Origin of the sequence: Pseudomonas sp. PDM05, assembly GCF_014851685.1 — a bacterium.
Taxonomy (GTDB): Bacteria; Pseudomonadota; Gammaproteobacteria; order Pseudomonadales; family Pseudomonadaceae; genus Aquipseudomonas.
Genome location: NZ_JACVAC010000001.1, coordinates 318,410 through 344,043, shown reverse-complemented (window position 1 = coordinate 344,043; position 25,634 = coordinate 318,410). Strand labels below are relative to the sequence as shown.

Annotated in this window: 19 protein-coding genes and 4 tRNA genes; 15 read left to right on the top strand and 8 right to left on the bottom strand. The window is 60.0% G+C overall.

Annotated features, from left to right (window positions below; all coding sequences use genetic code 11):
* Nucleotides 1-41: 41 nt before the first annotated feature.
* Genes IB241_RS01630 through IB241_RS01620 form a run of 3 tightly spaced genes read right to left on the bottom strand, consistent with a single transcriptional unit; the run spans nucleotide 42 to nucleotide 5,824 of the window.
* On the bottom strand, nucleotides 42-1,460 hold the full coding sequence (locus IB241_RS01630; protein ID WP_192296659.1) for an efflux transporter outer membrane subunit: 1,419 nt from the start codon (nucleotides 1,458-1,460) through the stop codon (nucleotides 42-44).
* Nucleotides 1,444-2,613: an efflux RND transporter periplasmic adaptor subunit gene (locus tag IB241_RS01625; protein ID WP_192296658.1), complete on the bottom strand. Its 1,170-nt coding sequence runs from the start codon at nucleotides 2,611-2,613 to the stop codon at nucleotides 1,444-1,446. Before IB241_RS01625 ends, IB241_RS01630 begins: the two co-directional genes overlap by 17 nt.
* Nucleotides 2,603-5,824, bottom strand: coding sequence for an efflux RND transporter permease subunit (locus IB241_RS01620; protein WP_192296657.1), 3,222 nt, complete (start codon nucleotides 5,822-5,824; stop codon nucleotides 2,603-2,605). Before IB241_RS01620 ends, IB241_RS01625 begins: the two co-directional genes overlap by 11 nt.
* Nucleotides 5,825-6,020: 196 nt before the next feature.
* On the opposite strand from IB241_RS01620, the gene IB241_RS01615 reads away from it, so the two are divergent.
* Entirely contained in the window at nucleotides 6,021-6,431 is a 411-nt protein-coding gene (locus IB241_RS01615; RefSeq protein WP_192296656.1) for a hypothetical protein, read from the top strand.
* On the opposite strand, the gene IB241_RS01610 is transcribed toward IB241_RS01615, so the two are convergent.
* Complete coding sequence (locus IB241_RS01610) at nucleotides 6,428-6,577, bottom strand: hypothetical protein (RefSeq protein ID WP_192296655.1); 150 nt, start codon at nucleotides 6,575-6,577, stop codon at nucleotides 6,428-6,430. The two genes, IB241_RS01615 and IB241_RS01610, sit on opposite strands and share 4 nt — an antisense overlap.
* Before the next feature lie 211 nt (nucleotides 6,578-6,788).
* Here IB241_RS01610 and IB241_RS01605 point away from each other — a divergent pair, with 211 nt between their 5' ends.
* Complete coding sequence (locus IB241_RS01605) at nucleotides 6,789-7,451, top strand: peptidase C39 family protein (protein ID WP_192296654.1); 663 nt, start codon at nucleotides 6,789-6,791, stop codon at nucleotides 7,449-7,451.
* 154 nt (nucleotides 7,452-7,605) lie between these two features.
* Here the strand turns inward: IB241_RS01605 and pbpG are convergent, their stop codons facing one another.
* Entirely contained in the window at nucleotides 7,606-8,529 is a 924-nt protein-coding gene (gene pbpG / locus IB241_RS01600; RefSeq protein WP_192296653.1) for a D-alanyl-D-alanine endopeptidase, read from the bottom strand.
* A 208-nt stretch (nucleotides 8,530-8,737) separates the two neighbouring features.
* On the bottom strand, nucleotides 8,738-9,592 hold the full coding sequence (gene folD / locus IB241_RS01595) for a bifunctional methylenetetrahydrofolate dehydrogenase/methenyltetrahydrofolate cyclohydrolase FolD (RefSeq protein ID WP_192296652.1): 855 nt from the start codon (nucleotides 9,590-9,592) through the stop codon (nucleotides 8,738-8,740).
* Between the two features lie 279 nt (nucleotides 9,593-9,871).
* Between folD and IB241_RS01590 the strand changes: the two genes are divergently transcribed.
* The 10 genes from IB241_RS01590 (at nucleotide 9,872) to IB241_RS01545 (ending at nucleotide 19,283) form a co-directional block, all read left to right on the top strand.
* Nucleotides 9,872-9,948 (top strand) — tRNA-Arg (locus IB241_RS01590).
* 32 nt (nucleotides 9,949-9,980) lie between these two features.
* Nucleotides 9,981-10,056 (top strand) — tRNA-His (locus IB241_RS01585).
* A gap of 55 nt (nucleotides 10,057-10,111) precedes the next feature.
* Nucleotides 10,112-10,196 (top strand) — tRNA-Leu (locus tag IB241_RS01580).
* Nucleotides 10,197-10,275: 79 nt separating this feature from the next.
* A tRNA-His gene (locus tag IB241_RS01575) sits at nucleotides 10,276-10,351 on the top strand.
* Nucleotides 10,352-10,751: 400 nt separating this feature from the next.
* Nucleotides 10,752-12,062 (top strand): trigger factor, encoded by a 1,311-nt coding sequence (tig, locus tag IB241_RS01570; protein WP_192296651.1) that lies wholly within the window; start codon nucleotides 10,752-10,754, stop codon nucleotides 12,060-12,062.
* A gap of 91 nt (nucleotides 12,063-12,153) precedes the next feature.
* Nucleotides 12,154-12,789, top strand: coding sequence for an ATP-dependent Clp endopeptidase proteolytic subunit ClpP (gene clpP, locus IB241_RS01565; RefSeq protein WP_071487154.1), 636 nt, complete (start codon nucleotides 12,154-12,156; stop codon nucleotides 12,787-12,789).
* A 111-nt stretch (nucleotides 12,790-12,900) separates the two neighbouring features.
* On the top strand, nucleotides 12,901-14,184 hold the full coding sequence (gene clpX / locus IB241_RS01560) for an ATP-dependent Clp protease ATP-binding subunit ClpX (RefSeq protein WP_003238279.1): 1,284 nt from the start codon (nucleotides 12,901-12,903) through the stop codon (nucleotides 14,182-14,184).
* A 175-nt stretch (nucleotides 14,185-14,359) separates the two neighbouring features.
* Nucleotides 14,360-16,756, top strand: coding sequence for an endopeptidase La (gene lon / locus IB241_RS01555; RefSeq protein ID WP_192296650.1), 2,397 nt, complete (start codon nucleotides 14,360-14,362; stop codon nucleotides 16,754-16,756).
* 151 nt (nucleotides 16,757-16,907) lie between these two features.
* Nucleotides 16,908-17,180, top strand: coding sequence for an HU family DNA-binding protein (locus IB241_RS01550; RefSeq protein ID WP_003174819.1), 273 nt, complete (start codon nucleotides 16,908-16,910; stop codon nucleotides 17,178-17,180).
* 228 nt (nucleotides 17,181-17,408) lie between these two features.
* On the top strand, nucleotides 17,409-19,283 hold the full coding sequence (locus IB241_RS01545) for a SurA N-terminal domain-containing protein (protein ID WP_192296649.1): 1,875 nt from the start codon (nucleotides 17,409-17,411) through the stop codon (nucleotides 19,281-19,283).
* Nucleotides 19,284-19,331: 48 nt separating this feature from the next.
* Here IB241_RS01545 and IB241_RS01540 read toward each other — a convergent pair whose 3' ends face one another.
* Complete coding sequence (locus tag IB241_RS01540; RefSeq protein ID WP_192296648.1) at nucleotides 19,332-20,489, bottom strand: MFS transporter; 1,158 nt, start codon at nucleotides 20,487-20,489, stop codon at nucleotides 19,332-19,334.
* 115 nt (nucleotides 20,490-20,604) lie between these two features.
* Here IB241_RS01540 and IB241_RS01535 point away from each other — a divergent pair, with 115 nt between their 5' ends.
* On the top strand, nucleotides 20,605-21,504 hold the full coding sequence (locus IB241_RS01535) for a LysR family transcriptional regulator (RefSeq protein ID WP_192296647.1): 900 nt from the start codon (nucleotides 20,605-20,607) through the stop codon (nucleotides 21,502-21,504).
* Nucleotides 21,505-21,593: 89 nt separating this feature from the next.
* Nucleotides 21,594-22,373, top strand: coding sequence for a DUF2242 domain-containing protein (locus tag IB241_RS01530; RefSeq protein WP_192296646.1), 780 nt, complete (start codon nucleotides 21,594-21,596; stop codon nucleotides 22,371-22,373).
* A gap of 1 nt (nucleotide 22,374) precedes the next feature.
* Here IB241_RS01530 and aceE read toward each other — a convergent pair whose 3' ends face one another.
* On the bottom strand, nucleotides 22,375-25,035 hold the full coding sequence (aceE, locus tag IB241_RS01525; protein ID WP_192296645.1) for a pyruvate dehydrogenase (acetyl-transferring), homodimeric type: 2,661 nt from the start codon (nucleotides 25,033-25,035) through the stop codon (nucleotides 22,375-22,377).
* Between the two features lie 145 nt (nucleotides 25,036-25,180).
* Between aceE and IB241_RS01520 the strand changes: the two genes are divergently transcribed.
* Nucleotides 25,181-25,633, top strand: coding sequence for a MarR family winged helix-turn-helix transcriptional regulator (locus IB241_RS01520; RefSeq protein ID WP_192296644.1), 453 nt, complete (start codon nucleotides 25,181-25,183; stop codon nucleotides 25,631-25,633).
* Nucleotide 25,634: the final 1 nt, after the last annotated feature.

The following is a 25,634-nucleotide window of genomic DNA, read 5'->3' as shown; positions in this document are numbered from 1 at the left end:
TCAGGGCGGCTTCGCCCCCCAGCGCGGGGCAAGCCCGCTCACTACAAGGTGTTGCGCCAGCCGCCGCCGAGGGCGGTGAGCAGGCCGACACTTGCTTGCAACTGCCGCGTTTGCACCGCCTGTAATGTCCGCTGCGCCTGCAACGCGGCAGTTTGGGCGGTCACCACATCCAGATAACTCACGGCGCCCGCCTGGTAGCTGTTGATCGCCAGCGCTTGGGTATGCTGCGCCGCGTCTGCCGCGGCTTGTTCATCCTGGGCTTGCTGCTGCAAATCCCTTAGTTGCGCCAGGTTGTCTTCGACTTCACGCACGGCTCTCAACACCTGGCTGCGGTACTGCGCCGAGGCTTCTTCGAATTCGGCCTTGGCTTGGCGTTCATTGGCGCTCAAGCGACCACCGTCGAAGATCGGCAAGTTGACCAGCGGCCCCAGCGCCCAATAGCGATTGCCTGCCGAAAGCAGGTTGCCGACGCCTTGGGTCTGCCCGCCGATCAAGCCGGTCAAGCTGAAATCCGGGTACCACGCCGCCTTGGCCACGCCGATATTGGCGTTGGCGGCGAACACCCGCCGTTCTGCTGCGGCAATGTCCGGGCGACGTTGCAGCAGGTGGCTGGGCAACTGCGTTGGGATCTGCGGCAGCGCGATCAACTGTGGGCTCGGCGGTAGCGTGAAATCGCTGGCCGCCACACCGACCAATTCGCCTATCGCATGCTCAGTGAGGTTGCGCTGGCCGTGGATGTCATCCAATTGCGCCTTGGCTTCGGCCAGTTGGTTTTGTGCGCGGGTCAGGTCCAGTTCCGAGGCGATCTGGCCTTCATAGCGGCTGCGGGTCAGTTGCAATGCCTGGCTGAAGTCCTCCAGCGAGCTGTTGAGAATGCGTGCCTGTGCATCCAGCCCGTTGAGCTGCACATACAAGCTCGCCAACTGATGCTGCAGGCTCAAGCGCGCCACTGCCAGGTCGTCGCCAGAGGCCTGTGCCTGGGCATCGCCGGCGGCGACCTGGTTGCGGACTCTGCCCCACAGGTCCAAGTCGTAGCTCAACGAAAACCCGGCGGTATTGCTGTTGTACACCGATGGCTGGGTGCTACCCCGCAGCGGTCGCGAGTCGGATTGCCGTTGGCGCAGTGGCTGCGCACTGGCGCTGATTTGCGGGAACAGCCCGGCATGCAATTGGCTGGCGTATGCCTGGGACGCATCGAAGTGGGCCAGTGCCGCCGCGAGGTCCGGGTTGGCCTTGAGCAGTTGCTGTTGCAGGTCGTTCAGGCGCGCATCGTTGTAGAGCTTCCACCATGCCGGCGCCAATGTGTCGGCCGGTTGCGCGCTGTGCCATGGGCCATCGCGGGTCTGTTCGCGATAGCCCGCCGGCAGGTTGACCGAGGGCACCTGGTAGGTCGGTGCCATGGAGCAGCCCTGCAAGGTCAGCAGCATCAAGGCGGCGAGGGGGTTAAGCCTTGGGCGCATGGGCACCTCCGCTGGCGTCCGCCAGTTGCACCGGATCGCCTTCGCGCAGGGCGTCGGGCGGATTGTCGACCACTCGGTCGGCGGGTTTGAGGCCCTGGTCGATCACCAGGCGTTCGCCGAGGTCGAGGCCGATGTGGATGGTTTGCAGGTGCACGTGGTTGTGCGCATCCAGCACCGCGACCTGAGTGCCTTGGGCGCGGAAGATCAGCGCACTGGCCGGGATGCTCACGCCGTGGGTGTCGGCCGGAATCGGCAGCGTCGCCTCGGCGTAGTCACCGGGCAGCAGTTCGCCGTTGGGGTTGTCGGCGACGAACTGTGCGAGCAGGGTGCCGGAGCGGCGGTCGATGGCGGTGGAGTCGCCGATCAGCCGTGCCTTGAAGTGTTGGCCTGGATGCTCGGGCACCGTCAGTTGGGCTTCAAGGCCCGGGTGGATCACCGCGGCATAGTTCTGCGGCACCGGCACATACAGGCGCAGTTGGTGAGTGTCGGCGATGTTGAACAACTCCGGATCGCTGTCGGTATCGGCCTTGATCAACTGGCCGATGTCGGTGTTGCGGGCGGTGATGGTGCCGGCGAACGGTGCGCGGATGGTCTTGTAGCTGGCCAGGGCCGACAGGCGCGCGCAGTCGGCGGCGGCGGCGTCGGCGTTGGCCTTCGCGGCGGCGGCGTTGGAGGTTTTTTCGTCGGCCTCCTGGCGTGACACCGAGTGGCTGGCCAGCAGGTTTTGCCAGCGGGTGGCGGTGGTTTGCGCCAGGCGTGCGTTGGCTTGTTCCTGCACCAGTCGTGCATGGGCTTGGGCCAGTTGCTGGTCGAGGTCAGGGCTGTCGATTTCGGCGAGAACCTGCCCGGCCTTGACCTGGGTGCCGATGTCGGCTTTCCAGTCCTTCAAATAGCCGCTGACCCGCGCGTGGATCGGCGCCTTGCTCCACGCTTCCAGGTGCGCCGGCAACCGCAGGGTATCGCCGGCGGCGTTCTGTTGTGGCTGGAACACCAGCACCTGGGGAATGGCAGCGGTTTCCGTCCAGGCGGTCACCGCTTGTTCATGTAACGTGCGGGCGTGCAGGCCGTTGGCGACCAGCAGGGCGGCCAGGGTCAGGCCGCCGACACCCATGAGCATCAGACGCTTGCGCGAGGGTTTGTGATCAGGCGACATGTGGGGTTTCTCCAGCAACTGCGCGAGTAGGGTGACGACCGTGGACCAGGCTGAAGACCACGGGGACAAACAACAGGGTGGCGATGGTGGCGAAGATCAATCCACCGATCACCGCTCGGCCAAGGGGGGCGTTTTGTTCTTCGGAAAGGGCCAGTGGCAACATGCCGATGATCATCGCCAGGGCGGTCATGCACACCGGGCGGAAGCGCGTGTAACCGGCCTCCATCGCGGCCTTGAGCGCATCGCCATGTTCGGCCAGGCGTTCGCGGCAGAAGCTCACCACCAGGATCGAGTTGGCGGTGGCCACGCCCATGCACAGGATCGCGCCGGTGAGCGCCGGCACCGACAACGAGGTGCCGCTGAGGAACAGCATCCATACGATCCCCGCGAGAGCGGCCGGTAATGCCGTGATGATTACGAACGGGTCGGCCCACGACTGGAAGTTGACCACGATCAGCAGGTAGATCAGCACCACCGCACCGAGCAGGCCCAGGCTTAAACCGCTGAAGGCTTCATGCAATGCGTCGATCTGCCCATGCAGGCTGATGGTCGCGCCTTTGGGGCGCATCGACGCGGTGTCATCCAGCACTTTTTGCACGTCGCGCGCTACGCCGCCGAGGTCGCGGCCTTGTACGTTGGCGTAGAGGTCCAGGGTCGGCTCGATGTTGTAGTGGGTCACCACCGCCGGGCTTTGCACGCGGGAGATGTCCGCCACGCCGCCGAGGATCTGCGATTGACCGTCGGCGCCGGTGACCGGCAAGGCTTCCAGGGATGGCAGGCTGTCGAGGCGGTATTGCGGGGTCGCCGCGACGATCGAGTACGACACACCGTTGGCTGGGTTGAGCCAGAAGGTCGGCGCGGTCTGCGAGCTGCCGGCGAGGGAGGCGACCATGCTGTTGGTCACGTCACGCTCGGTGATGCCCAGGCCATTGGCGCGCAGGCGGTCGACATTGACTTGCAACGACGGGTAGCCGGTGGACTGCTGGATACGCAGGTCGGCGATGCCGGGTACGTGTTGAAGGCGGCGTTCAAGTTCCACCGCATAGGCACGGTTTTCTGCATCGTTGCGCCCGGAGATTTTCACGTCCAGCGGGGCCGGGGCGCCGAAGTTGAGGATCTGGCTGCTGATGTCGGCAGGCAGGAACGCGAAGTGGCTGCCAGGGAAACTTTGCGGCAGGGCTTCGCGCAGTTTTTTCACGTAGTCGGCGGTGGGCGCGTGGTGTGGTTTCAGGCTGACCTGGATGTCGCCGTCCTGTGGACCGATGGTGCCGCTGCTGCTGTAGGCCATGTCGATGCCGCTGAGCGGGATACCGATGTTGTCAACGATGGTGTCGAGTTCGTCGCTTGGGATCACTTCGCGAATCCGCGCTTCGATGCGGTCGAAGGCGGCGGCGCTTTCTTCGATGCGCGTGCCCAGCGGCAGGCGCACGTGCAGGGCGAGGGCGCCGGCGTCGGTGGCCGGGAAGAAGTCCTGGCCCAGGCTTGGCAGCAGCAGGAACGAGGCGAGCACGCAGGCCAGGAAGCCGACGATAAAGCGCTTGCGATTGCCCAGCGCCAACAGCAGCAGGCTGTGATAGGTGTCGCGGATATTCGAGAAATGGCGCTCAAAACCCTGCTGGAAATTCAGCACCGCTTGCAGCGCGGCATGGCGCGGTTTGGCGTGTTGCTCACCCTCGTGGTGGTTGATGAACTCGTCTTCCGGGTGATGACCCGCGCCCGGTTCCGGCGTGTGCGGCTTGAGCAAAAACATCGCGAGTGTCGGCACCAGGGTGCGCGAGAGGATGAACGAGCTGGCCATGGCAAAGATCACCGCCAGGGCCATCGGCCGGAACAGGTAACCGGCGATGCCTTGCAGCATAAACATCGGCACGAACACGATGCAGATGCACAGCAGCGAGACGAACGCGGGGCCGACGATCTGCGCGGCGCCGTCGAGGATCGCGGTCTTCACCGCCTTGCCTTGTTCCAGGTGCCAGTTGATGTTTTCGATGGTCACGGTGGCGTCGTCCACCAGAATCCCCACCGCCAATGCCAACCCGCCGAGGGTCATCACGTTGAGGGTTTGCCCGCTGACGGCCAGTAGCGCGATGGCTGATAACACGGCCAGGGGAATCGACGCGGCGATAATCAGGGTCGAGCGCCAACTGCCAAGGAACAGCAGGATCATCGCGCTGGTCAGCAGGGCGGCGATGATGCCTTCCTGTGCCACGCTGCCCACCGATTGCTTGACGAACACCGAGGCGTCGCCCAGCAGCGAGGTTTTCAGCGAGGGCGGCAGGGTCTCGTCGATGCGCGGCAGCATCTGGCGGATGCCGTCGATGATCGACAGGGTCGAGATGCTGCCGTTTTTCAGGGCCGGCATCAGCACGGCGCGGTGGCCGTCGACACGTACGATGTTGGTTTGGGGCGGCGAGCCGTCACGCACGTGGGCGACTTGGCCGATAGTGATCAGCGCGCCGTCGACGGTCTTGATCGGCAAGTCGTTGAGTTCATCGATCGCCTTGGGGCTGTTGTTGAGCAGGATCGTGTATTCGTTGGGGCCGAGTTTGGCGGTGCCCACCGGGATGATCTGGTTTTGCAGGGCCAGGGCGGTGCCCACGTCCTGGGCCGACAGGCCTTTGGCGGCCAGTGCCTGCGGGTCGAGGTCGAGGGTGATCTGGCGTTGCTTGCCGCCCATGGGCGTGGGCATGGCCAGGCCGGGCAGGGCGCTGAGGGGCAGGCGGATATTGTTCTGCACCAGGTCGCGGATCTTCGCTTCCGACAGGCTCGGGCTGGAGAATGCCAGTTGCAGGATCGGCACGGTGGAGGCGCTGTAGTTGAGGATCAACGGCGGCGTGATGCCGGGTGGCATCTGCTTGAGCACGGTTTGTGACACGGCGGTCACTTGGGCGTTGGCGGTGCGGATGTCCACGCCGGGTTGGAAGAAGATCTTGACGATGCCCATGCCGGGCAGCGATTGCGATTCGATGTGTTCGATGTCGTTGACAGTGGTGCTCAGGGAGCGTTCGTAGGTGTAGATCACCCGACCGGCCATGGCATCCGGCGACAAGCCGTTGTACTGCCAGACCACGGCGACCACGGGGATGCCGATGTCGGGGAACACATCCGTGGGGGTGCGCAGGGCCGCCATCGGCCCGATGATGCAGATGAATATGGCCAACACGATAAACGTGTACGGCTTTTGCAGTGCGGTCTTTACCAGCCCGAGCATGCGTGAACCTCCGAAAGGAGCAGGATTGCAAACCCCGGCAGTCTTGCCCGACCCACCTAACACGCGCCTTTCAGCCAGGTGAAGGAACATTTAGGAAGGGGCTGAAGATCGTTTCATGCGTATTCATTTGTTCAACACAGGTCGGCTCCGCAAGCTTGTAACCCATCGGACACATCGTCTTTTTTGGAGCCCTGCCATGTCACTTAAACCTCTGTTGTTGATTCCAGCCCTCGGTGCCGTGCTGTTGTTGTCGGCGTGCGCCGGCCCGATCCCCAAGGCGGACCCGAGCGAAGCATGGATTGGATTGAAGGAAGAAGCGCCGAATGACCTGATGGCCGAACGCGTGGATGGCAAGCGCGTGGACGATGGGCGCTTTTTTGAAGTGACACCGGGCGACCATCGCCTGGACGTGACGTTGTACGAGGAAGAGCCGGGCGACGACAATCAGCAGGACTGCCAGGGGCGGCTCGAGTACAAGAATTTCAAGGCCGGTGAGCACTACACCCTGGTGGAGTCGAGCCTGGGCACTACCGTGCGCGCGTCGCTGAAGGATGGCCACGGCAAGGAAGTTGCCGCGACCCAGGATTTCAGCTGCATGCCTGGTTAGGCGTGGTGCACCGCGGCCTTGTGGGGCTTGGCGGGTTTGGCGTGGGGGTGGTGTCGACGGGCAATGCGCAGCACCCCCCACAACATGGCGGCGGCAACGGCCAGCCAACCGCAGATCAACAGGATTATCGTCGTTGCAAGGCTCATCAGGGCCTCCTTTCGCCCCGCTCGGGGCACACACAGTCTTCTCAATGGACAGTCTAGCTACCTGGCGGTTGCCTGCTATTGACCAATGGTCGTGTCCGTCCAACTTGTTTGCTCTATGCCGCACGCTTAACTGACGCCTGAGGCTATACCCGCGTGGCGGAGCGCCCTATGATCAGGGCCCTTACCGGCAGTTGATCAAGAGAGTAAAAAATTGCGGTTACGGTCGAACGTAAAAACATCCTTGTTGCTGGCCTTTGCCCTGGGGCTCGCGGCCTGTTCCGGGTACCCGTCGAAACTGCCGGGCCTGCCGGAGCGGGTCGAGCTCAATGGCGTGCCGACTTTCCGCAGCGAGGCGTATCAGAGTGGCCCTGCTGCTCTGGCCAGCATGCTGTCGCAACAAGGCATTGTCATGACACCGGGTCTGCTGGATAAGCCGCTGCGCTTGCCGGGCGGCGAGGCGGACCTGGAGCGCAACATGCAGGTGCTGGCGCGTGAGTACGGGTTGATGGTGTATCCGCTGGATACCCAGCTGACGGCGGTGCTGGCACAGGTTGCAGCCGGTTACCCGGTGATGGCGCGGATTGGCGGCAGCCTGTGGTCTGACGCACGGTACGTGGTCGTGGTGGGGTTCAATCAGCAGAAAAGCACGGTGCTGCTGCGCTCCGGGATGGACCGGCGCCTGTTGATGAGCTTCAGCGAGTTTGAATCGAAGTGGAAGAGCGCCGGGAGTTGGGCGATCCTCACCCAACGGCCAAGCCAGTTGCCTGCCAAGGTGGACGCGCAGCGCTGGCGTGAGGCGGCGAATGCCACGGCCCAGGCCGGGCAGGAGCGGGCGGCGGCGCAGGCGCTCAAGGTGTTGGCAGAAACAAAGTAAAGCAGGACGCCGCGAACCTTATTTGGGAACAGGCTTGTGTGGGATGTGGGAGCGGGCTTGCTCGCGAATGCGGTGGGTCAGCTGAGGTATCTGTATCTGATACACCGCATTCGCGAGCAAGCCCGCTCCCACACAAGCCCGCTCCCACATTCTTTTAGCGGCGCACTTCTGCCGCGTTCGGGCGGTTTTTCAGATTCTTGTCGGCCTTGTAGCGCAACGCTACATCCGGCACCGAGCCGCTCTTGCCGGTCTCGACCCAGTTGCGAATGCGGCTGGCATCGGCAAAGTGCGTGAATTTGCCGAAGGCATCCAGAATCACCAGCGATACCGGACGATTCCCCATGCTGGTCACCAGCACCAGGCAGTGGCCGGCCTGGTTGGTGAAGCCGGTCTTGGTCAGCTTGATGTCCCAATTGGCGCGATTGATCAGGTGGTCGGTGTTGGAGAAACCCAGGGTGTAGTTGGGTTTGCGGAAAGACACCGTCTTTTCCTTGGTGGTGCTCAGTTGGCTGAGCATCGGGTAGTGGCGCGCGGCGGCCAGCAATTTGCTCAGGTCGCGGGCAGTCGATACGTTGTGGATCGACAGGCCGGTAGGCTCGACGTAGTGGGTGCTGGTCATGCCCAGCGCCTTGGCCTTGGCATTCATTGCGGCGATAAACGCCGGGTAGCCGCCCGGGTAGTGGTGGGCCAGGCTGGCGGCGGCGCGGTTTTCCGAGGACATCAGGGCGATCAACAGCATTTCTTTGCGCGGCATTTCGCTGCCGATCTTCACGCGGGAGAACACGCCTTTCATTTCTGGCGTGTCCTTGATGTTGATGTCGATGTATTCGTCCATGTTCTGCTTGGCTTCGAGCACAATCAGGCCGGTCATCAGCTTGCTCACCGAGGCAATCGGCACCACCACGTCGGGGTTGCTGGAGTAGATGACTTTGTTGGTCTGCAGATCCACGAGCATGGCACTGCCGGAAGCGATCTGCAGTTTGGAGGTGTCGCGCGGGGCCTGGGTGGTCTCGGCGGCGTGCGCGAAGGTGCCTGTAAATACAAAAAATAGGCTGGCGATGGAGAGACGAATTTTCACGCGGATGAACTCGCTAAGAAGTAAGGAAATACCGTTGGAAAACGGGTGCTTTGAAAAATTACGTTACATTCTAGAAGTATGGATCAGAAACTGTCGAATGTTCTTCGAGAACCAGACGAAAGTGCTTAAAAACTAAGAAAAAAAGGTTTTTATGCCGGGCAATAAAAAGCCCTGCGATAAGGCAGGGCTTTTTCAGTGCTGCTGGTTATTAGCTGTGCAGGGTTTCTGCCGCATACAGCGTGTTTTCCAGCAGGCAGGCGCGGGTCATCGGGCCGACGCCGCCTGGCACCGGAGTGATCCAGCCGGCGCGGGGCAGGGCGGTGTCGTAGACCACGTCGCCGACCAGCTTGCCGTCTTCCTGGCGGTTGATGCCGACGTCGATGACGATGGCGCCTTGCTTGATCCACTCACCCTTGACCAGGCCTGGCTTGCCGGCGGCAACCACCACCAGGTCGGCGCGACCGACGTGGCCGGCAAGGTCCTTGGTGAAGCGGTGGGTGACGGTCACGGTGCAGCCGGCCAGCAGCAGTTCCATGGCCATTGGGCGACCTACGATATTGGAGGCGCCCACGACTACGGCGTCGAGACCGTACAGGTCGACACCGGTACTTTCCAGCAGGGTCATGATGCCTTTGGGGGTGCAAGGGCGCAGCAGCGGGATGCGCTGGGCCAGGCGGCCGACGTTATAGGGGTGGAAGCCGTCGACGTCCTTGTCCGGGCGGATACGCTCCAGCAGCTTGGACGCGTCCAGGTGCTCGGGCAGCGGCAATTGCAACAGGATGCCGTCCATTGCCGGGTCGTCATTAAGGCTGTCGATCAGGTCGGTCAGGGCCTGTTGGGTGGTGTCGGAAGGCAAGTCGTAGGCCTTGGAAATAAAGCCGACCTCTTCACAGTCTTTACGCTTGTGCGAGACATAAACCTGAGAGGCAGGATCGCTGCCGACCAGGATCACCGCGAGGCCAGGCGTGCGCAGGCCTTGCTGGCTACGCTCGGTGACGCGTTTGGCGATCTGCTGGCGCAGGCTGGCGGCGATTGATTTGCCGTCGATAAGTTGTGCAGTCATTACGCGTGATTAACCATCGAGAGGGGGAAGAAATGTGTGCGCATTCTCGCATGCCACAGCGTGAGGGCAAAGGCGCTTGGTCTGCAAATTGCCCTAACCCCTTAAATAAAATGAATTTTTTTCAAAAAAGATTTGACGGCTTTCCGAGGCGTCTATACTATTCGTCGCACTTGTCGGGCACAGCCTAGCACTGGTTAAGAAGGTCGAGCAGAATAGAGTGTTGTTCTGCAAGGCTGGAAGCACTTAGTTTGTAATCCTCCAAGAGTACAGATTAACAAGGCGCCCGTAGCTCAGCTGGATAGAGCATCCGCCTTCTAAGCGGATGGTCGCAGGTTCGAGTCCTGCCGGGTGCGCCATTAGGCAGCTTTGGCACAAGTAGCGTTAGATGGTGGGCGTAGCTCAGTTGGTAGAGCACGGGATTGTGACTCCCGTTGTCGAGGGTTCGATCCCCTTCGTCCACCCCATATTTTGAAAGGCGCCAGATTAATCGTCTGGCGCCTTTGCTTTAAGAGCTCCAGCGCGGATGTGGTGGAATTGGTAGACACACTGGATTTAGGTTCCAGCGCCGCGAGGCGTAAGAGTTCGAGTCTCTTCATCCGCACCAATTTCAAGGCGTCGCCCTGCCGCAAGGTGAGGTGAGGTTCAACAAAGAAGATGTTTGAGTTCTTTGTTAATGCAATATGGTGGGCGTAGCTCAGTTGGTAGAGCACGGGATTGTGACTCCCGTTGTCGAGGGTTCGATCCCCTTCGTCCACCCCATATTCGAAAGGCGCCAGATTTAACAGTCTGGCGCCTTTTTTGGTTTTAGCGGTTCTGGTTTTCGCGGCTGCAGGTGCTGGGCCGCAACGGCAGGGCGTTTCATCGTATTTATGTGTCTCGATGATACCGCACTGTCTGCTTGCCCTGTTTGCGGGGTGGGCCGTCAGGGGGGGTGGATGACGACCTCTTCTATATATAGAAGGGGCGACGCAGAGCCCTGGCGTGATGGGGTGTATTTGTCACCGGGGCGGGGTGCATCAGTGCCTTCGTACCGATAAATTGCCGGCTGTTTTCGGGCGTATTTGCAGTAGGGTGACTTCTTGAGTTTGACCCTCTAGAATGCATGCCCTTGATTGGGGTCGGAAATGGCCGGCTAACGTCTGTGCAACGAGGAATATCCATGCAAGTTTCTGTTGAAAATACTACTGCTATCGAGCGCCGCCTGAGCATTACCGTGCCGGCAGAGCGTATTGAGACTGCGGTCAACAAGCGTCTGCAGCAGACTGCCCAGAAGGCCAAGATCGCTGGTTTCCGTCCAGGCAAAGTGCCAATGAGCGAAATCAAGCGTCGTTTTGGTGCTGATGCGCGCCAGGACGCTGTGGGTGACGTGATCCAGGCTTCCTTCTACGAAGCCGTAGAAGCGCAGAACCTGAAGCCTGCTGGCTCGCCGTCGATCGAGCCTAAGTCCCTGGAAGCTGGCAAGGACCTGGAATACGTTGCCGTATTCGAAGTGTTCCCGGAGTTCGAAGTTGCCAGCTTCGAAGGTATCGCCGTAGAGCGCCTGAGCGCTGACGTGGCCGATGCCGACCTGGACAACATGCTGGAAATCCTGCGCAAGCAGAACACCCGTTTTGAAGTGACCGATCGCGCCGCTCAGAACGAAGACCAGCTGAACATCGATTTCGTTGGCAAGGTTGACGGCGAAGTATTCGCTGGCGGCTCCGCCAAGGGTACTCAGCTGGTGCTGGGCTCCAACCGCATGATCCCTGGCTTCGAAGACGGTCTGGTTGGCGCTAAAGCCGGCGAAGAGCGTGTTCTGAACCTGACTTTCCCTGCTGACTACCAGAACCTGGACCTGGCTGGCAAAGCCGCCGAGTTCACCGTGACCGTCAACAGTGTTTCCGAGCCTAAGCTGCCAGAGCTGAACGAAGAGTTCTTCGCTCAATTCGGCATCAAGGAAGCGACCCTGGAAGGTTTCCGCACCGAAGTTCGCAAGAACATGGAGCGCGAGCTGCGCCAGGCTATCAAGTCCAAGGTGAAAAACCAGGTCATGGACGGTCTGCTGGCCGCCAACCCGATCGAAGTGCCTAAGGCCCTGCTGTCCAACGAAGTGGATCGCCTGCGCGTTCAAGCGGTTCAGCAGTTCGGTGGCAACATCAAGCCTGATCAACTGCCGGCCGAGCTGTTCGAAGAACAAGCCAAGCGTCGCGTTGTGCTGGGTCTGGTCGTGGCAAAAGTGGTTGAGCAGTTCGAGCTCAAGCCTGACGAAGATCGCGTTCGCGAAATGATCCAGGAAATGGCTTCGGCCTACCAGGAGCCTGAGCAGGTCGTGGCTTGGTACTACAAGAACGACCAGCAACTGAACGAAGTACGTTCGGTTGTGCTGGAAGAACAAGTTGTGGATACTGTTCTGCAGAAGGCTAAGGTGACCGATAAAGCGGTCTCTTACGAAGAAGCAGTCAAACCGGCGGAAGCAGCACAAGCCGACTGATTGTCCAACTCGTTGGAAATACAACCATAAGCCAGCCTCGCGCTGGCTTATGCGTTTTCAAGACATGACTATTTGGGAGTAACTGCAGAGCATGTTCCGTAATTCCTATATTCAGCAGAACTCTGATATCCAGGCCGCTGGCGGCCTGGTCCCGATGGTTGTAGAGCAGTCCGCTCGTGGCGAACGCGCCTACGACATCTACTCGCGCCTGCTCAAGGAGCGAGTGATCTTTCTGGTTGGCCCCGTAGAGGACTACATGGCCAACCTGATCTGTGCGCAGCTGCTGTTCCTTGAAGCCGAAAACCCGGACAAGGACATCCATCTCTACATCAACTCCCCAGGCGGTTCGGTGACGGCGGGTATGTCGATCTACGACACCATGCAGTTCATCAAGCCGAACGTGTCGACCACCTGCATTGGCCAGGCCTGCAGCATGGGCGCATTCCTGCTGACCGCGGGTGCCGAGGGCAAGCGCTTCTGCCTGCCGAACTCGCGCGTGATGATTCACCAACCACTGGGCGGTTTCCAAGGCCAGGCGTCGGACATCGAGATCCATGCCAAGGAAATCCTGTTTATCCGTGAGCGTCTCAACACGCTGATGGCCAAGCACAGCGGACGCACCCTGGAAGAAATCGAGCGCGACACCAACCGTGACAACTTCATGAGTGCCGAAGCCGCGCAAGCCTATGGCCTGATCGACAAAGTGATTGACCGTCGCCCAGCTTAATTAAGCCGCTCAAAATAGGGCTGGTCGGCATGCCCGACCACTTGCGGGCTTGAAAAAGCCCGCATAAGCCTTCATCTTGTGTTGCAAGCCTATCGGATTTGGATCGAACGAATGACTGACACCCGCAACGGCGAGGACAACGGCAAGCTGCTCTATTGCTCCTTCTGTGGCAAAAGCCAGCATGAAGTGCGCAAGTTGATTGCCGGCCCCTCGGTGTTTATCTGCGACGAGTGCGTCGACCTGTGCAATGACATCATCCGCGAGGAGGTGCAGGAAGCCCAGGCCGAGAGCAGTGCGCATAAATTGCCTTCGCCTAAAGAAATCAGCGGCATCCTTGACCAGTATGTCATCGGTCAAGAGCGTGCAAAGAAGGTTCTGGCCGTAGCGGTGTACAACCACTACAAGCGCTTGAACCAGCGTGACAAGAAAGGTGACGAGGTCGAACTCGGCAAGAGCAACATCTTGCTGATCGGTCCTACAGGCTCGGGTAAAACCCTGCTTGCAGAAACCCTCGCTCGCCTGCTGAACGTTCCGTTCACCATCGCCGACGCCACCACCCTCACCGAGGCTGGGTACGTGGGTGAAGACGTCGAGAACATCATTCAGAAACTGCTGCAGAAGTGCGACTACGACGTAGAGAAGGCCCAGATGGGTATTGTCTACATCGACGAAATCGACAAGATCTCGCGCAAGTCCGACAACCCGTCGATCACCCGGGACGTTTCCGGTGAAGGCGTGCAGCAAGCCCTGTTGAAACTGATCGAAGGCACAGTTGCTTCTGTACCGCCACAAGGCGGCCGCAAGCACCCGCAGCAGGAATTCCTACAGGTTGATACGCGTAACATCCTGTTTATCTGTGGCGGCGCGTTCTCTGGTCTGGAAAAAGTAATTCAACAACGTTCCACCCGTGGTGGTATTGGTTTCAGTGCGGAAGTACGCAGCAAGGAAGAAGGCAAGAAGGTTGGCGAGTCCCTGCGTGAAGTCGAGCCTGACGATCTGGTCAAGTTCGGTCTGATCCCGGAATTCGTTGGTCGTCTGCCGGTCCTGGCGACGTTGGACGAGCTGGATGAGGCTGCGCTGATTCAGATCCTCACCGAGCCGAAAAACGCCCTGACCAAGCAATACGCCAAGCTGTTCGAGATGGAAGGTGTGGACCTCGAGTTCCGTACCGACGCGCTCAAATCGGTGGCCAAGCGGGCGCTGGAGCGCAAGACCGGTGCACGTGGTCTGCGTTCTATCCTGGAAGGCGTGTTGCTCGACACCATGTACGAAATCCCCTCGCAGTCCGAGGTGAGTAAAGTGGTGATCGACGAAAGCGTTATAGAAGGTAAGTCCAAGCCACTGTATATCTACGAAAACAGTGAGCCGACTGCCAAGGCTGCGCCAGACGCGTAAGCGTTTTGCAGTTGCTTTACAAACAAGGGGCCTCTAGGGGCCCCTTTGTTTTTGCACTCACTTTTAATTGCGGGATTTTTCCTGCGTTTTCCTGCTGGCATTAAGCTTGTTTTTTTTGCATGCAGCCCCCATCTTGGTTTCAAGCTTATTTTTCATCTGTCATAGAGGCGAAATCATGAAGACCACCATTGAATTGCCTCTCCTGCCGTTGCGTGATGTCGTCGTCTATCCGCACATGGTTATCCCGCTGTTCGTGGGGCGCGAGAAGTCAATCGAGGCGCTCGAAGCCGCGATGACGGGCGACAAGCAAATCCTGCTGTTGGCCCAGAAGAATCCCGCTGATGATGATCCGGGCGAAGATGCCCTGTATCGCGTCGGCACCATTGCCACTGTCCTGCAATTGCTCAAGCTGCCTGATGGCACCGTCAAGGTGTTGGTCGAAGGCGAGCAGCGCGGTGCGGTCGAGCGCTTCATGGAGGTGGACGGCCACCTGCGCGCTGAAGTGGCGCTGATCGACGAAGTCGAAGCGCCGGAGCGCGAATCCGAAGTCTTTGTACGCAGCCTGCTCTCGCAGTTCGAGCAGTATGTGCAGTTGGGCAAGAAGGTCCCGGCTGAAGTCCTGTCGTCCCTCAATAGCATTGATGAGCCAAGCCGCCTGGTCGATACCATGGCCGCGCACATGGCGCTGAAGATCGAGCAGAAGCAGGACATCCTCGAAATCATCGACCTGTCGACCCGTGTTGAACACGTGTTGGCGCTGCTGGATGCCGAAATCGACCTGCTGCAGGTCGAGAAGCGCATCCGTGGTCGTGTGAAGAAACAAATGGAGCGTAGCCAGCGCGAGTACTACCTGAATGAGCAGATGAAGGCCATTCAGAAAGAGCTCGGCGACAGCGAGGAAGGCCACAACGAAATCGAGGAGCTGAAAAAGCGCATCGATGCCGCCGGCCTGCCTAAAGACGCCCTGACCAAGGCCACTGCCGAGTTGAACAAGCTCAAGCAGATGTCGCCGATGTCGGCCGAAGCCACCGTGGTTCGTTCCTACATCGACTGGCTGGTGCAGGTGCCTTGGAAGGCCCAGACCAAAGTGCGCCTGGACCTGGCCCGTGCCGAAGACATCCTTGATGCCGACCACTACGGTCTTGAGGAAGTCAAAGAACGCATCCTCGAATACCTCGCGGTGCAAAAGCGCGTGAAGAAAATTCGTGGTCCGGTGTTGTGCCTGGTCGGTCCACCGGGTGTGGGTAAAACCTCCCTGGCCGAATCGATTGCCAATGCGACCAACCGCAAATTCGTGCGCATGGCCCTCGGTGGCGTGCGTGATGAGGCGGAAATCCGTGGTCATCGCCGTACTTACATCGGTTCGATGCCAGGAAGATTGATTCAAAAGATGACAAAGGTGGGTGTGCGCAACCCGCTGTTCCTGCTCGATGAAATCGACAAAATGGGCAGCGACATGCGTGGCGATCCGGCATCGGCCTTGCTCGAAGTGCTCGACCCTGAGCAGAACCACAATTTCAACGACCATTACCTGGAAGTCGACTACGACCTGTCTGACGTAATGTTCCTGTGCACCTCCAACTCCATGAACATCCCGCCAGCCTTGCTGGACCGGATGGAGGTGATTCGTCTGCCGGGTTACACCGAAGACGAGAAGATCAACATCGCCGTCAAATACCTCGCGCCCAAGCAGATTTCTGCCAACGGCCTGAAGAAGGGCGAGATCGAATTCGAGGTCGGGACCATCCGCGACATCGTGCGTTATTACACCCGCGAGGCCGGTGTACGGGGCCTGGAGCGCCAGATCGCGAAGATCTGCCGCAAGGCGGTCAAGGAACATGCACTGGAAAAACGCTTCTCGGTGAAGGTCACGGCTGACTCCCTGGAACACTTCCTCGGCGTGCGTAAATTCAGCTACGGCCTGGCCGAGCAGCAGGATCAAGTCGGTCAGGTCACCGGCCTGGCGTGGACCCAGGTGGGTGGCGAATTGCTGACCATCGAAGCCGCGGTGATCCCTGGCAAAGGCCAGCTGATCAAGACCGGTTCGCTGGGTGACGTGATGGTCGAATCCATCACCGCCGCACAGACCGTGGTGCGCAGCCGCGCCAAGAGCCTGGGGATTCCCCTGGACTTCCACGAGAAGCACGATACGCATATCCACATGCCGGAAGGGGCGACCCCGAAGGATGGTCCTAGCGCAGGTGTAGGCATGTGCACGGCCCTGGTGTCGGCGTTGACTGGTATTCCTGTGCGAGCTGACGTGGCCATGACCGGCGAAATTACCTTGCGTGGTCAGGTACTGGCCATTGGTGGCTTGAAAGAGAAATTGCTTGCGGCACACCGTGGCGGGATCAAGACCGTGATCATTCCTGAAGAGAATGTTCGCGACTTGAAGGAAATTCCTGACAACATCAAGCAGGATCTGCAGATTAAACCGGTTAAATGGATTGACGAGGTCCTGCAAATTGCGCTGCAATACGCGCCGGAGCCCTTGCCGGATGTGGCTCCGGAGATAGTCGCAAAGGATGAAAAGCGCGAGTCTGATTCCAAGGAAAGAATTAGCACGCATTAATGCGAATAAGCCTGGGGGCTTCCTTGACAGCTTTTTAGAGCCCTTGTTATAAAGCGGCTCTTATAAGTGTCTGTAGGCCATTCAGCACTGATTTTTGCTGTTTACCAAAAAACTTAGAATCATACTCAATAGATATATAAGGGGACTTAGAGTGAACAAGTCGGAACTGATTGATGCTATCGCTGCATCCGCTGATATCCCGAAAGCTGCTGCTGGCCGTGCGCTGGATGCAGTAATCGAATCCGTCACTGGCGCTCTGAAGGCCGGCGACTCCGTAGTACTGGTAGGCTTCGGTACTTTCTCTGTGACCGACCGCCCAGCTCGCACTGGCCGTAACCCACAGACTGGCAAAGCACTGCAAATCGCTGCTGCCAAGAAACCAGGTTTCAAAGCCGGTAAAGCCCTGAAAGAAGCCGTTAACTAAGCTTCGATCCAGCCTTTACCTACCCGGGTCGAACGCAGGTTCGACCTGGCAGCGGAGCGGCAGCAGACCCATGTATCCATCGGGTCGCCAAGCCGGGGGCAGATACCAACCCCGTCCGCTCCGCCAGTTGCGAGAAGGCGCATCCTTGGATGCGCCTTTCTTATATCCGTACTCTACCCACGCTCCACGGTTGCCAATTTTTGAAGTTCAACCGTTTCTGGGGGACGCATGCTGCAAAATATCAGGGACAATTCACAAGGCTGGATTGCCAAGACCATTATCGGGATCATCGTCGCGTTGATGGCGTTCACCGGTATCGAGGCCATTTTCCAGGCATCGGGTAACAACAAGCAGGACGTGGCCAAGGTCAACGGTGAAGAGATTACTCAAACCGAATTGAGCCAGGCCGTCGACATGCAACGCCGTCAGCTGATGCAACAGCTGGGCAAGGATTTCGATGCTTCACTGCTGGACGAAAAACTGCTGCGCGAAGCGGCCCTCAAGGGGCTGATCGATCGCAAGCTGTTGCTGCAAGGCGCTGCCGACTCCAAGTTCGGCTTCTCCGAGGCGGCACTGGATCAAACGATCCTGCTGACTCCCGAGTTCCAGGTGGATGGCAAGTTCAGCCCCGAGCGCTTTGATCAGGTGATCCGTCAGCTGGGCTACAGCCGTATGCAATTCCGTCAGATGCTGACCCAGGAAATGCTCATCGGCCAGGTTCGCGCAGGTATCGCCGGCAGCGGTTTCGTCACCGATGCCGAAGTGCTGGCATTCGCCCGTCTGGAAAAACAGACCCGCGATTTCGCCACCGTCAATATCAAGGCCAACCCGGCCGCGGTGAAGCTCACCGACGATGAGGTCAAGGCTTACTACGACCAGCACGCCAAAGAGTTCATGACGCCGGACCAAGTGGTCATCGACTATCTGGAGCTGAAGAAGGCATCGTTCTTTGATCAAGTCAGCGTCAAGGACGAAGATCTGCAGGCTGCCTATCAGAAAGAAACCGCCAACCTCGCTGAACAGCGTCGTGCTGCGCACATCCTGATTGAAGTCAACGACAAGGTCACCGACGCGCAAGCCAAGGCGAAGATCGAAGACGTCCAGGCGCGCCTGGCCAAGGGCGAGAAGTTCGAAGCCCTGGCCAAGGAGTTCTCCCAGGACCCCGGTTCGGCCAACAACGGCGGCGACCTCGGTTTTGCCGGTCCTGGCGTCTACGATCCAGACTTCGAAACTGCCTTGTACGCGTTGAACAAGGATCAGGTGTCGGCGCCGGTTCGTTCGACCTTCGGTTGGCACCTGATCAAGCTGTTGGGCGTTGAAGCACCTCAAGTGCCATCGTTTGCCAGCCTGAAAGACAAGCTGACCCGCGACCTCAAGACCCAACAGGTTGAGCAGCGTTTTGTCGAAGCGACCAAGCAATTGGAAGATGCGGCATTCGAAGCCTCCGACCTGGCCCAGCCAGCGTCCGACCTGAAGCTGACCGTGCACACCTCCGCGCCGTTTGGCCGTGAAGGTGGCGAAGGCATTACGGCCAACCGTGCCGTGATCACCGCAGCGTTCAGCCCGGAAGTGCTGGATGAGGGTGCCAACAGCAGCGCCATCGAACTGGACCCGGAAACCATCATCGTACTGCGTGCCAAAGAGCATCTGAAGCCAACGCAACTGCCGCTGGAAAGCGTTGCAGCGGCGATTCGCGCCCAGATGACCAAGGAACGTGCCAGTGCGGCGGCCAAGGTTCACGCTGACGAGTTGATCGCCAGCCTGCGTGATGGCAAGACCCCGCTGAATCAAGCCATCGACGGCCAGGCGTGGAAAGTGACTGAAGCGGCCACCCGCAATCAGGAATCTATCGACCCAGCCGTGCTGCAAGCCCTGTTCCGCATGCCAAAGCCTGCGGCCAAGGACAAGCCGACCTTTACCACCGTGACCCTGGCTGACGGTAGCCTGGTGATCGTGCGCTTGAACGGCGTCAACGAGGCTGTTGCCCCGACGGACGAAGAAAAGGCGCAAATCCGCCGCTTCCTCGCTTCCCGCAGTGGTCAGCAGGACTTTGCTGCGTACCGCAAGCAGTTGGAAACCCAGGCTGACATCAAGAAATTCTGATGCCCGCTTGAATAAAAAGCCCTCGGCCTGAAAAGACCGGGGGCTTTTTCATGGGCGTTTGCAAAGAGCCAGGAGCATCAACACCACCACCGCCCATGGAAATGCAATCACGCCCGAGCCTTGCAACAACACGCCACCGACCAATCCTCCACCCGCGATGCCCAGGTTCCAAACGGTGACCAGCATCGATTGTGCGGCATCCGCCGAGTCGCCGGCTGCCTTGGCCAGTGCCGTTTGCAGCAGGGCTGGCAGGCCACCGAACGCCAGGCCCCACAAGGCCACGCAGAGGTAGATCACGCTCGGCGAAGTGATCCAGAATGCCAGCGCCAGGGCGATCAGCCCGAACAACGCGCAACTGGTCAGCACCAGCTTGCGCAGCCAGCGATCGATCAACACGCCCGTCAGCCAGATGCTCAACAGCGCGGCCAAGCCGAACACCAGCAGTACGCGGTCAATCTCGTCCGCAAGTCCGGCGGGCACCAACAACGGGGCGACGTAGGTATAGAGAATGTTGTGGGCCAGCACGTAGGTAAACGTTACCCATAACACCGGACGAATCCCGGGCAGGGTCAGTACCTGACGCAACCCCAGGCGTTTGCCTGCGGTTTGCCCGGCAAAGTCCGGCAAGGTCCAGCGGGCCCAGATCAGCAGCACGAGCGTCAGCCCGGTCATGATCGCAAAGCTCAGGCGCCAGCCTACGACGGTGCCGAGCGAAGTCCCCGCGGGGACCCCCAGCGACAACGCCAGCGGTGCCCCCAGCATCGCCAAGGCAATCGCTCGACCTTGCAGATGTGGCGCGACCATCCGGCTTGCGTAACCCGCCAGCAACGCCCAGAGCAACCCAGCGAAAACTCCGGCGAAAAAGCGCGCCACCAGGGTCAGCCCGTAATGGCTGGAGAATGCGGTGATGCTGTTGACCACGGCAAAGCCGCCAATGGCCACCAGCAGCAATGGCCGTCGGCGCCAGCCACGGGTCCACATCGTCAGCGGGATGGCCGCGAGCAAGGAACCCAAGGCGTAAAGCGTGACCAATTGGCCGACGAGCGCGGGTGACACACCCAGGCCTTCGCCCATTTGTGGCAGCAGCCCGGCGGGCATGGCTTCGGTGAGGATGGTGATAAATCCGGCAAACGCCAGTGCCAATAAACCGCCCAGCGGCAACCCATCATGCTGGGCTGTCGGGGTGGACTCGGTAAGTGATGTCATAACGCTGTATCCCTGCAAAAGGCCAGGAGACAGGGTAGGGGGCTGTGGGTGGCGGAAAAACAGGCTAAGGTTCCGAACTTATCGGACATCAGTGTCCGCAATTGAGGGCCACATCATGGACAGTCTGGGCAGCCTTTCGGTATTCGTGCAGGTGGCGGACGCCCGCAGTTTTACCGCTGCCGGTCGAGTGTTAGGGATTTCCTCCTCGGCTGTAGGCAAAAGCATCGCACGCATGGAGGAGCGTCTCGGTGTGCGCCTGTTCCACCGCAGTACGCGCAGTATCACCTTGACCGCCGAAGGGGCGCTGTTCCTTGAGCGTTCACGGCGCATCCTGGCTGAAGTCGAGGCCGCCGAGCGCGAGCTGACCGACGCCAGCGCCACGCCTCGGGGCAAACTTCGCATCAGTGTGCCGCAGGTACGCGGTTTATTGATGCCGGTGCTCAGTGACTTCATGCGGGCCTATCCGCAGATCGAGCTGGATGTGGATTTTTCCGACCGCATGGTGGATGTGATCGAGGAAGGGTTCGACGCGGTGATTCGCACCGGCAAGCCGGAAGATTCGCGCCTGATGGCACGCCACCTGGGGCATTACCAACTGGTGCTGGTGGGTACGCCGGCGTATTTCCAGGAACACGGCACCCCACAACAGCCGCGGCACTTGAACGATCACGCGTGCCTGCGGCACAAGTTCTGTGCGACCGGCAAGCTGGAGCCCTGGCCCTTGCGCCTCGAAGCCGGCGCGGCAGAACCGATCCTGCGTGCACCGCTGGTCAGCACCACCATCGAGTCCCTCAACCATGTGGTGCACGAGGGGTTGGGCATCGCCTGCCTGCCCGATTACATGGTCAACCACGCCGTGCGGGAAGGGTGCTTGCAGCGGGTGCTGGATGACTACCTGGAACACCGTGGCAGTTTCTGGCTGCTGTGGCCATCAAGTCGCCACGCCTCGGCCAAATTGCGCGTATTTATTGATCATATGTGCGCAGGGCTTTTTCCTGCGGGGCCCAAGACGTAAGGCTGTGAGGTTTTACCGACAGGAATGCGCGCGCCAAGGCCTCGTTCTGTTGCACAATACCGCCCGAACTGTTTTGCTCAGGATTTTCAATGTCGACATCATTTCACTTGCGCAGCCTTGGGTTGGCGCTGGTGCTGGCGGGCGCCGCGGGCTGCTCGTCACCCAAGACCGCTATTTATGAACATGAGAATTTCGACGATTCCGGCACCTTTTCCCGATCCTATCCGGTCAGTGATGTGGCGGCGTGCGAAGCGGCGCGACGCGCTCTGCTCAGCCAGGGCTACATCATCACCAGCAGCGATCCGAAGTTGGTGGTGGGTAACAAGAGTTTCCAGCAGACCGGCGAGACCCATCTGCAGATCAGCTTCAACGTGGTGTGCGCCGATGATGGCAAAGGCACCAACCACTCGACGATGTTCGCCAACGCCTTGCAGGATCGCTACGCGCTGAAGAAGGTCAACAACTCCGCGAGCCTGGGAGTTGGTGTGCTGGGTTCGGTGTCGATGCCGATTGGCTCCACCGATGACTCGATGGTCAAAGTCGCAAGCGAGACCGTCTCGGCGCCGAAGTTCTACGAGCGTTACTTTGCGCTGGTGGATGTGTTCCTGCCCCAGGAAGTGAAAAAGGCCGAGCATATTCCCGAGCAGCCGAAAGCTGACTTGGGCGTGCCAGAGCCTAAAGTCGCTCCGGCTGCCGAGAAGGTCGAGGCGCCGAAGGAAGAGCCTGCCGTTTCAGAGCCACTTGCGCCGCCTGTGGAGCCCGCGCCGATTGCGCCGCAGCAAGAGCCTGCCGCCGCACCGGCGACCAGCAACCCGGCGCTACCGGCACCAACAGAAGCAATTGCGCCCCTGCCGACACCGGCGCCGTAAATCAGACCGTCACGGGGTTGGCCTTGTCGACGTTGATCCCGTAGCGTCTGATCGCTTCACTGACTTTATCGCGACCGATCACGCCGTCATCCGCCAGCGCCTTGAGCGCCGCCAGTGCGATGAAGTGGCGGTCCACCTCGAAGAACGCACGCAAGGTTTCCCGCGTATCCGATTGCCCAAAGCCATCGGTGCCCAAGGCAACAAAGCGGCGGCCGGGGACGAACGGGCGAATCTGATCGGCAAACAATTTCATGTAGTCCGTCGCCACCACCACCGGCCCGGTTTGACCGGCCAGGCATTGTTCGACATAGCTCACTCGGGGCTCGCTCTGCGGGTGCAACAGGTTCCAGCGTTCCACCTCATGCCCGTTACGGCGCAGTTCGGTGAGGCTGGTCGCGCTCCACACAGTGCTGTGCACGGAGAGATCCTTCTCCAGTAACTCGGCAGCCGCAATCACTTCCCGCAGGATCGAACCGCTGCCCATCAGTTGTACCTGGGCCTGCGCGTGTTGGGTGAGCGGGTAAATGCCCTTGAGAATGCCATCCTCCACACCGTCTGGCATCGCCGGGTGCGGGTAGTTTTCGTTGAGCAGGGTGATGTAGTAGTAAATGTCCTCCTGCTCGACATACATGCGCCGCATGCCCTCGCGAATAATTACCGCGAGCTCGTAGGCAAAGGTTGGGTCGTAGGACACGCAGCACGGAATCACCGACGACAGGATATGGCTGTGACCATCGTCATGCTGCAAGCCTTCGCCCATCAGCGTAGTACGTCCGGCGGTGGCTCCCAGCAGGAAACCCCGTGCCCGCGCATCGCCTGCTGCCCAGGCCAGGTCACCGATGCGCTGGAAGCCGAACATTGAATAGAAAATGTAGAACGGCACGGTCATCAAACCGTGGTTGCTGTAGGACGTACTCGCCGCAATCCATGCGGAAATCGCGCCGGACTCGTTCAGACCTTCCTGCATGATCTGCCCGTCCTTGCTCTCCTTGTAGTAGCTCAATTGCCCGGCGTCCTGCGGCGTATAGAGCTGTCCGACGGCAGAGTGGATGCCTATCTGGCGAAACAGGCTTTCCATGCCGAAGGTGCGCGATTCATCCGGCACGATGGGCACTATCAGTTTGCCCAGGTGCGGGTCCTTGAGCAGCGTGCCGAGAATGCGCACGAAGGCCATGGTGGTGGAAATCGAGCGCTCGCCGGTGTCCTTGAGCTGGGCGCCGAAGGCCGATAGCTCAGGGATCTGCAGCGACTCCACGGCGCTGTGACGCGCAGGCACATAGCCGCCCAACGCCTGGCGGCGGGCGGCGAAGTAGCGCGCCTCTTCACTGTCGGCGGCAGGTTTGATGTAGGGAATCTCGGCGAGTTGTTCGTCGGCCACTTCCAGGTCGAAGCGGTCGCGAAACGCCTTCACGGCATCAGCGCCCATTTTCTTCAGCTGGTGATTGATGTTCTGGCCTTCGCCGGCTTCGCCCATGCCGAAGCCCTTGACGGTTTTCGCCAGGATCACCGTGGGTTGGCCGGTGTGACGCATGGCGGCGGCGTAGGCGTTATAGACCTTGTCCGGATCATGCCCGCCTCGTGAGAGCTTCCAGATGTCGTCGTCGGACATATCTGCAACCAGTGCCAGCAGCTCCGGGTATTTGCCGAAGAAATGTTCACGCACGTAGGCGCCGTTCTGGGACTTGTAGTTTTGATAGTCGCCATCCACGCATTCCATCATGCGTTGGCGCAGCAGGCCGGTCTGGTCTTTCTCCAGCAGGGCATCCCAGCCGCCGCCCCAGATGACTTTGATCACGTTCCAGCCGGCGGCGCGGTACAGGCTTTCGAATTCCTGGATCACTTTGGCGTTGCCGCGTACCGGGCCGTCCAGCCGTTGCAGGTTGCAGTTGACGACAAAGATCAGGTTGTCGAGTTTCTCGCGCCCGGCCAGGGAAATGGCCGCCAGGGATTCCGGTTGGTCCATCTCGCCGTCGCCCAGGAACGCCCAGACTTTACGGCCCTGGTGCTGCTTGAGGCCGCGTAATTCCAGGTAACGCATAAAGCGCGCCTGGTACGCCGCGGTGATCGGCCCGAGGCCCATGGACACCGTAGGAAATTGCCAGAAATCCGGCATCAGTCGTGGATGCGGATACGAGGAAATACCCTCGCCACCGGCCTCGCGACGGAAGTTGTCCAGTTGCGCCTCGCTGATGCGGCCTTCGAGATAGGCGCGGCCATAGATGCCGGGTGAGGAGTGGCCCTGGATGTACACCAGGTCGCCGTCAAAAGTGTCGGTTCGGCCACGGAAGAAGTGGTCGAAACCTACGTCATACAGCACAGCGGCTGACGCATAGGTAGCGATATGCCCACCGACACCGGAGTGTTTGCCCGCCCGCAACACCATGGCCATGGCGTTCCAGCGGATGTAGGCATTGGTGCGCCGCTCGATGGCCAGGTTGCCGGGGTAGGGCAATTGGCGGTCCACCGCAATGGTGTTGACGTAGGGGGTGGTCACCCGTCCGTAGAAATCACCGTGGCGCGCAACGTCGAAATCCAGCAACTGATCGATCAGGTAGTGGGCGCGCGGGCGGCCTTCGGTGGACAACACCGATTCGATGGACTCCAGCCACTCGCGGGTTTCCTGTGGGTCGTCGTCGTGTCTGACTGCGTTGTTCGGGGACATGTGAGGCTCCAGGGTAGGTGGATGTCAGGTGGCGGGCTCTTTGTGGGAGTGTCGGCCATATAGTTGCAATTACAACTACATGGCCGAATCTAACGCGGGATGAGCTACTATTGCAACCTTCTTGAAATTCCCCGGATGGTGTTGCATGTCGTCGAAAGAGCCGGATGTATGGTTCCGTTTTGTCAGGGCCCACAGGACCGTCATCCGTGAAATCGAACGGCGCCTGGCCGCTGCCGGATTGCCGGCGTATGCCTGGTACGACGCCTTGTGGGGCCTGGAAAGCGGCCCCGAGGGCACCCGCCGCATGCATGAACTGGCGGATGTACTGGCCATCGAGCGCTACAACCTCACGCGGCTGGTGGACCGCCTGGAAAAAGACGGGCTGGTGGTGCGTTCGCGTTTTGACGGCGATGGCCGCGGGTCATTCGCCACCATCACGGAGGCGGGCAAAGTGCTGCGCAAGAAAATGTGGAAGATCTACGAAAGCACGGTGGATGAGTTGTTCCTGTCGCAAATTGAACCGGAGCAGCGCCAGGTGTTTGCCGATACCCTGGAGCGCACGGCCACGTTGGCAGTGCGCAGTCGCAGCAAGACCTGAA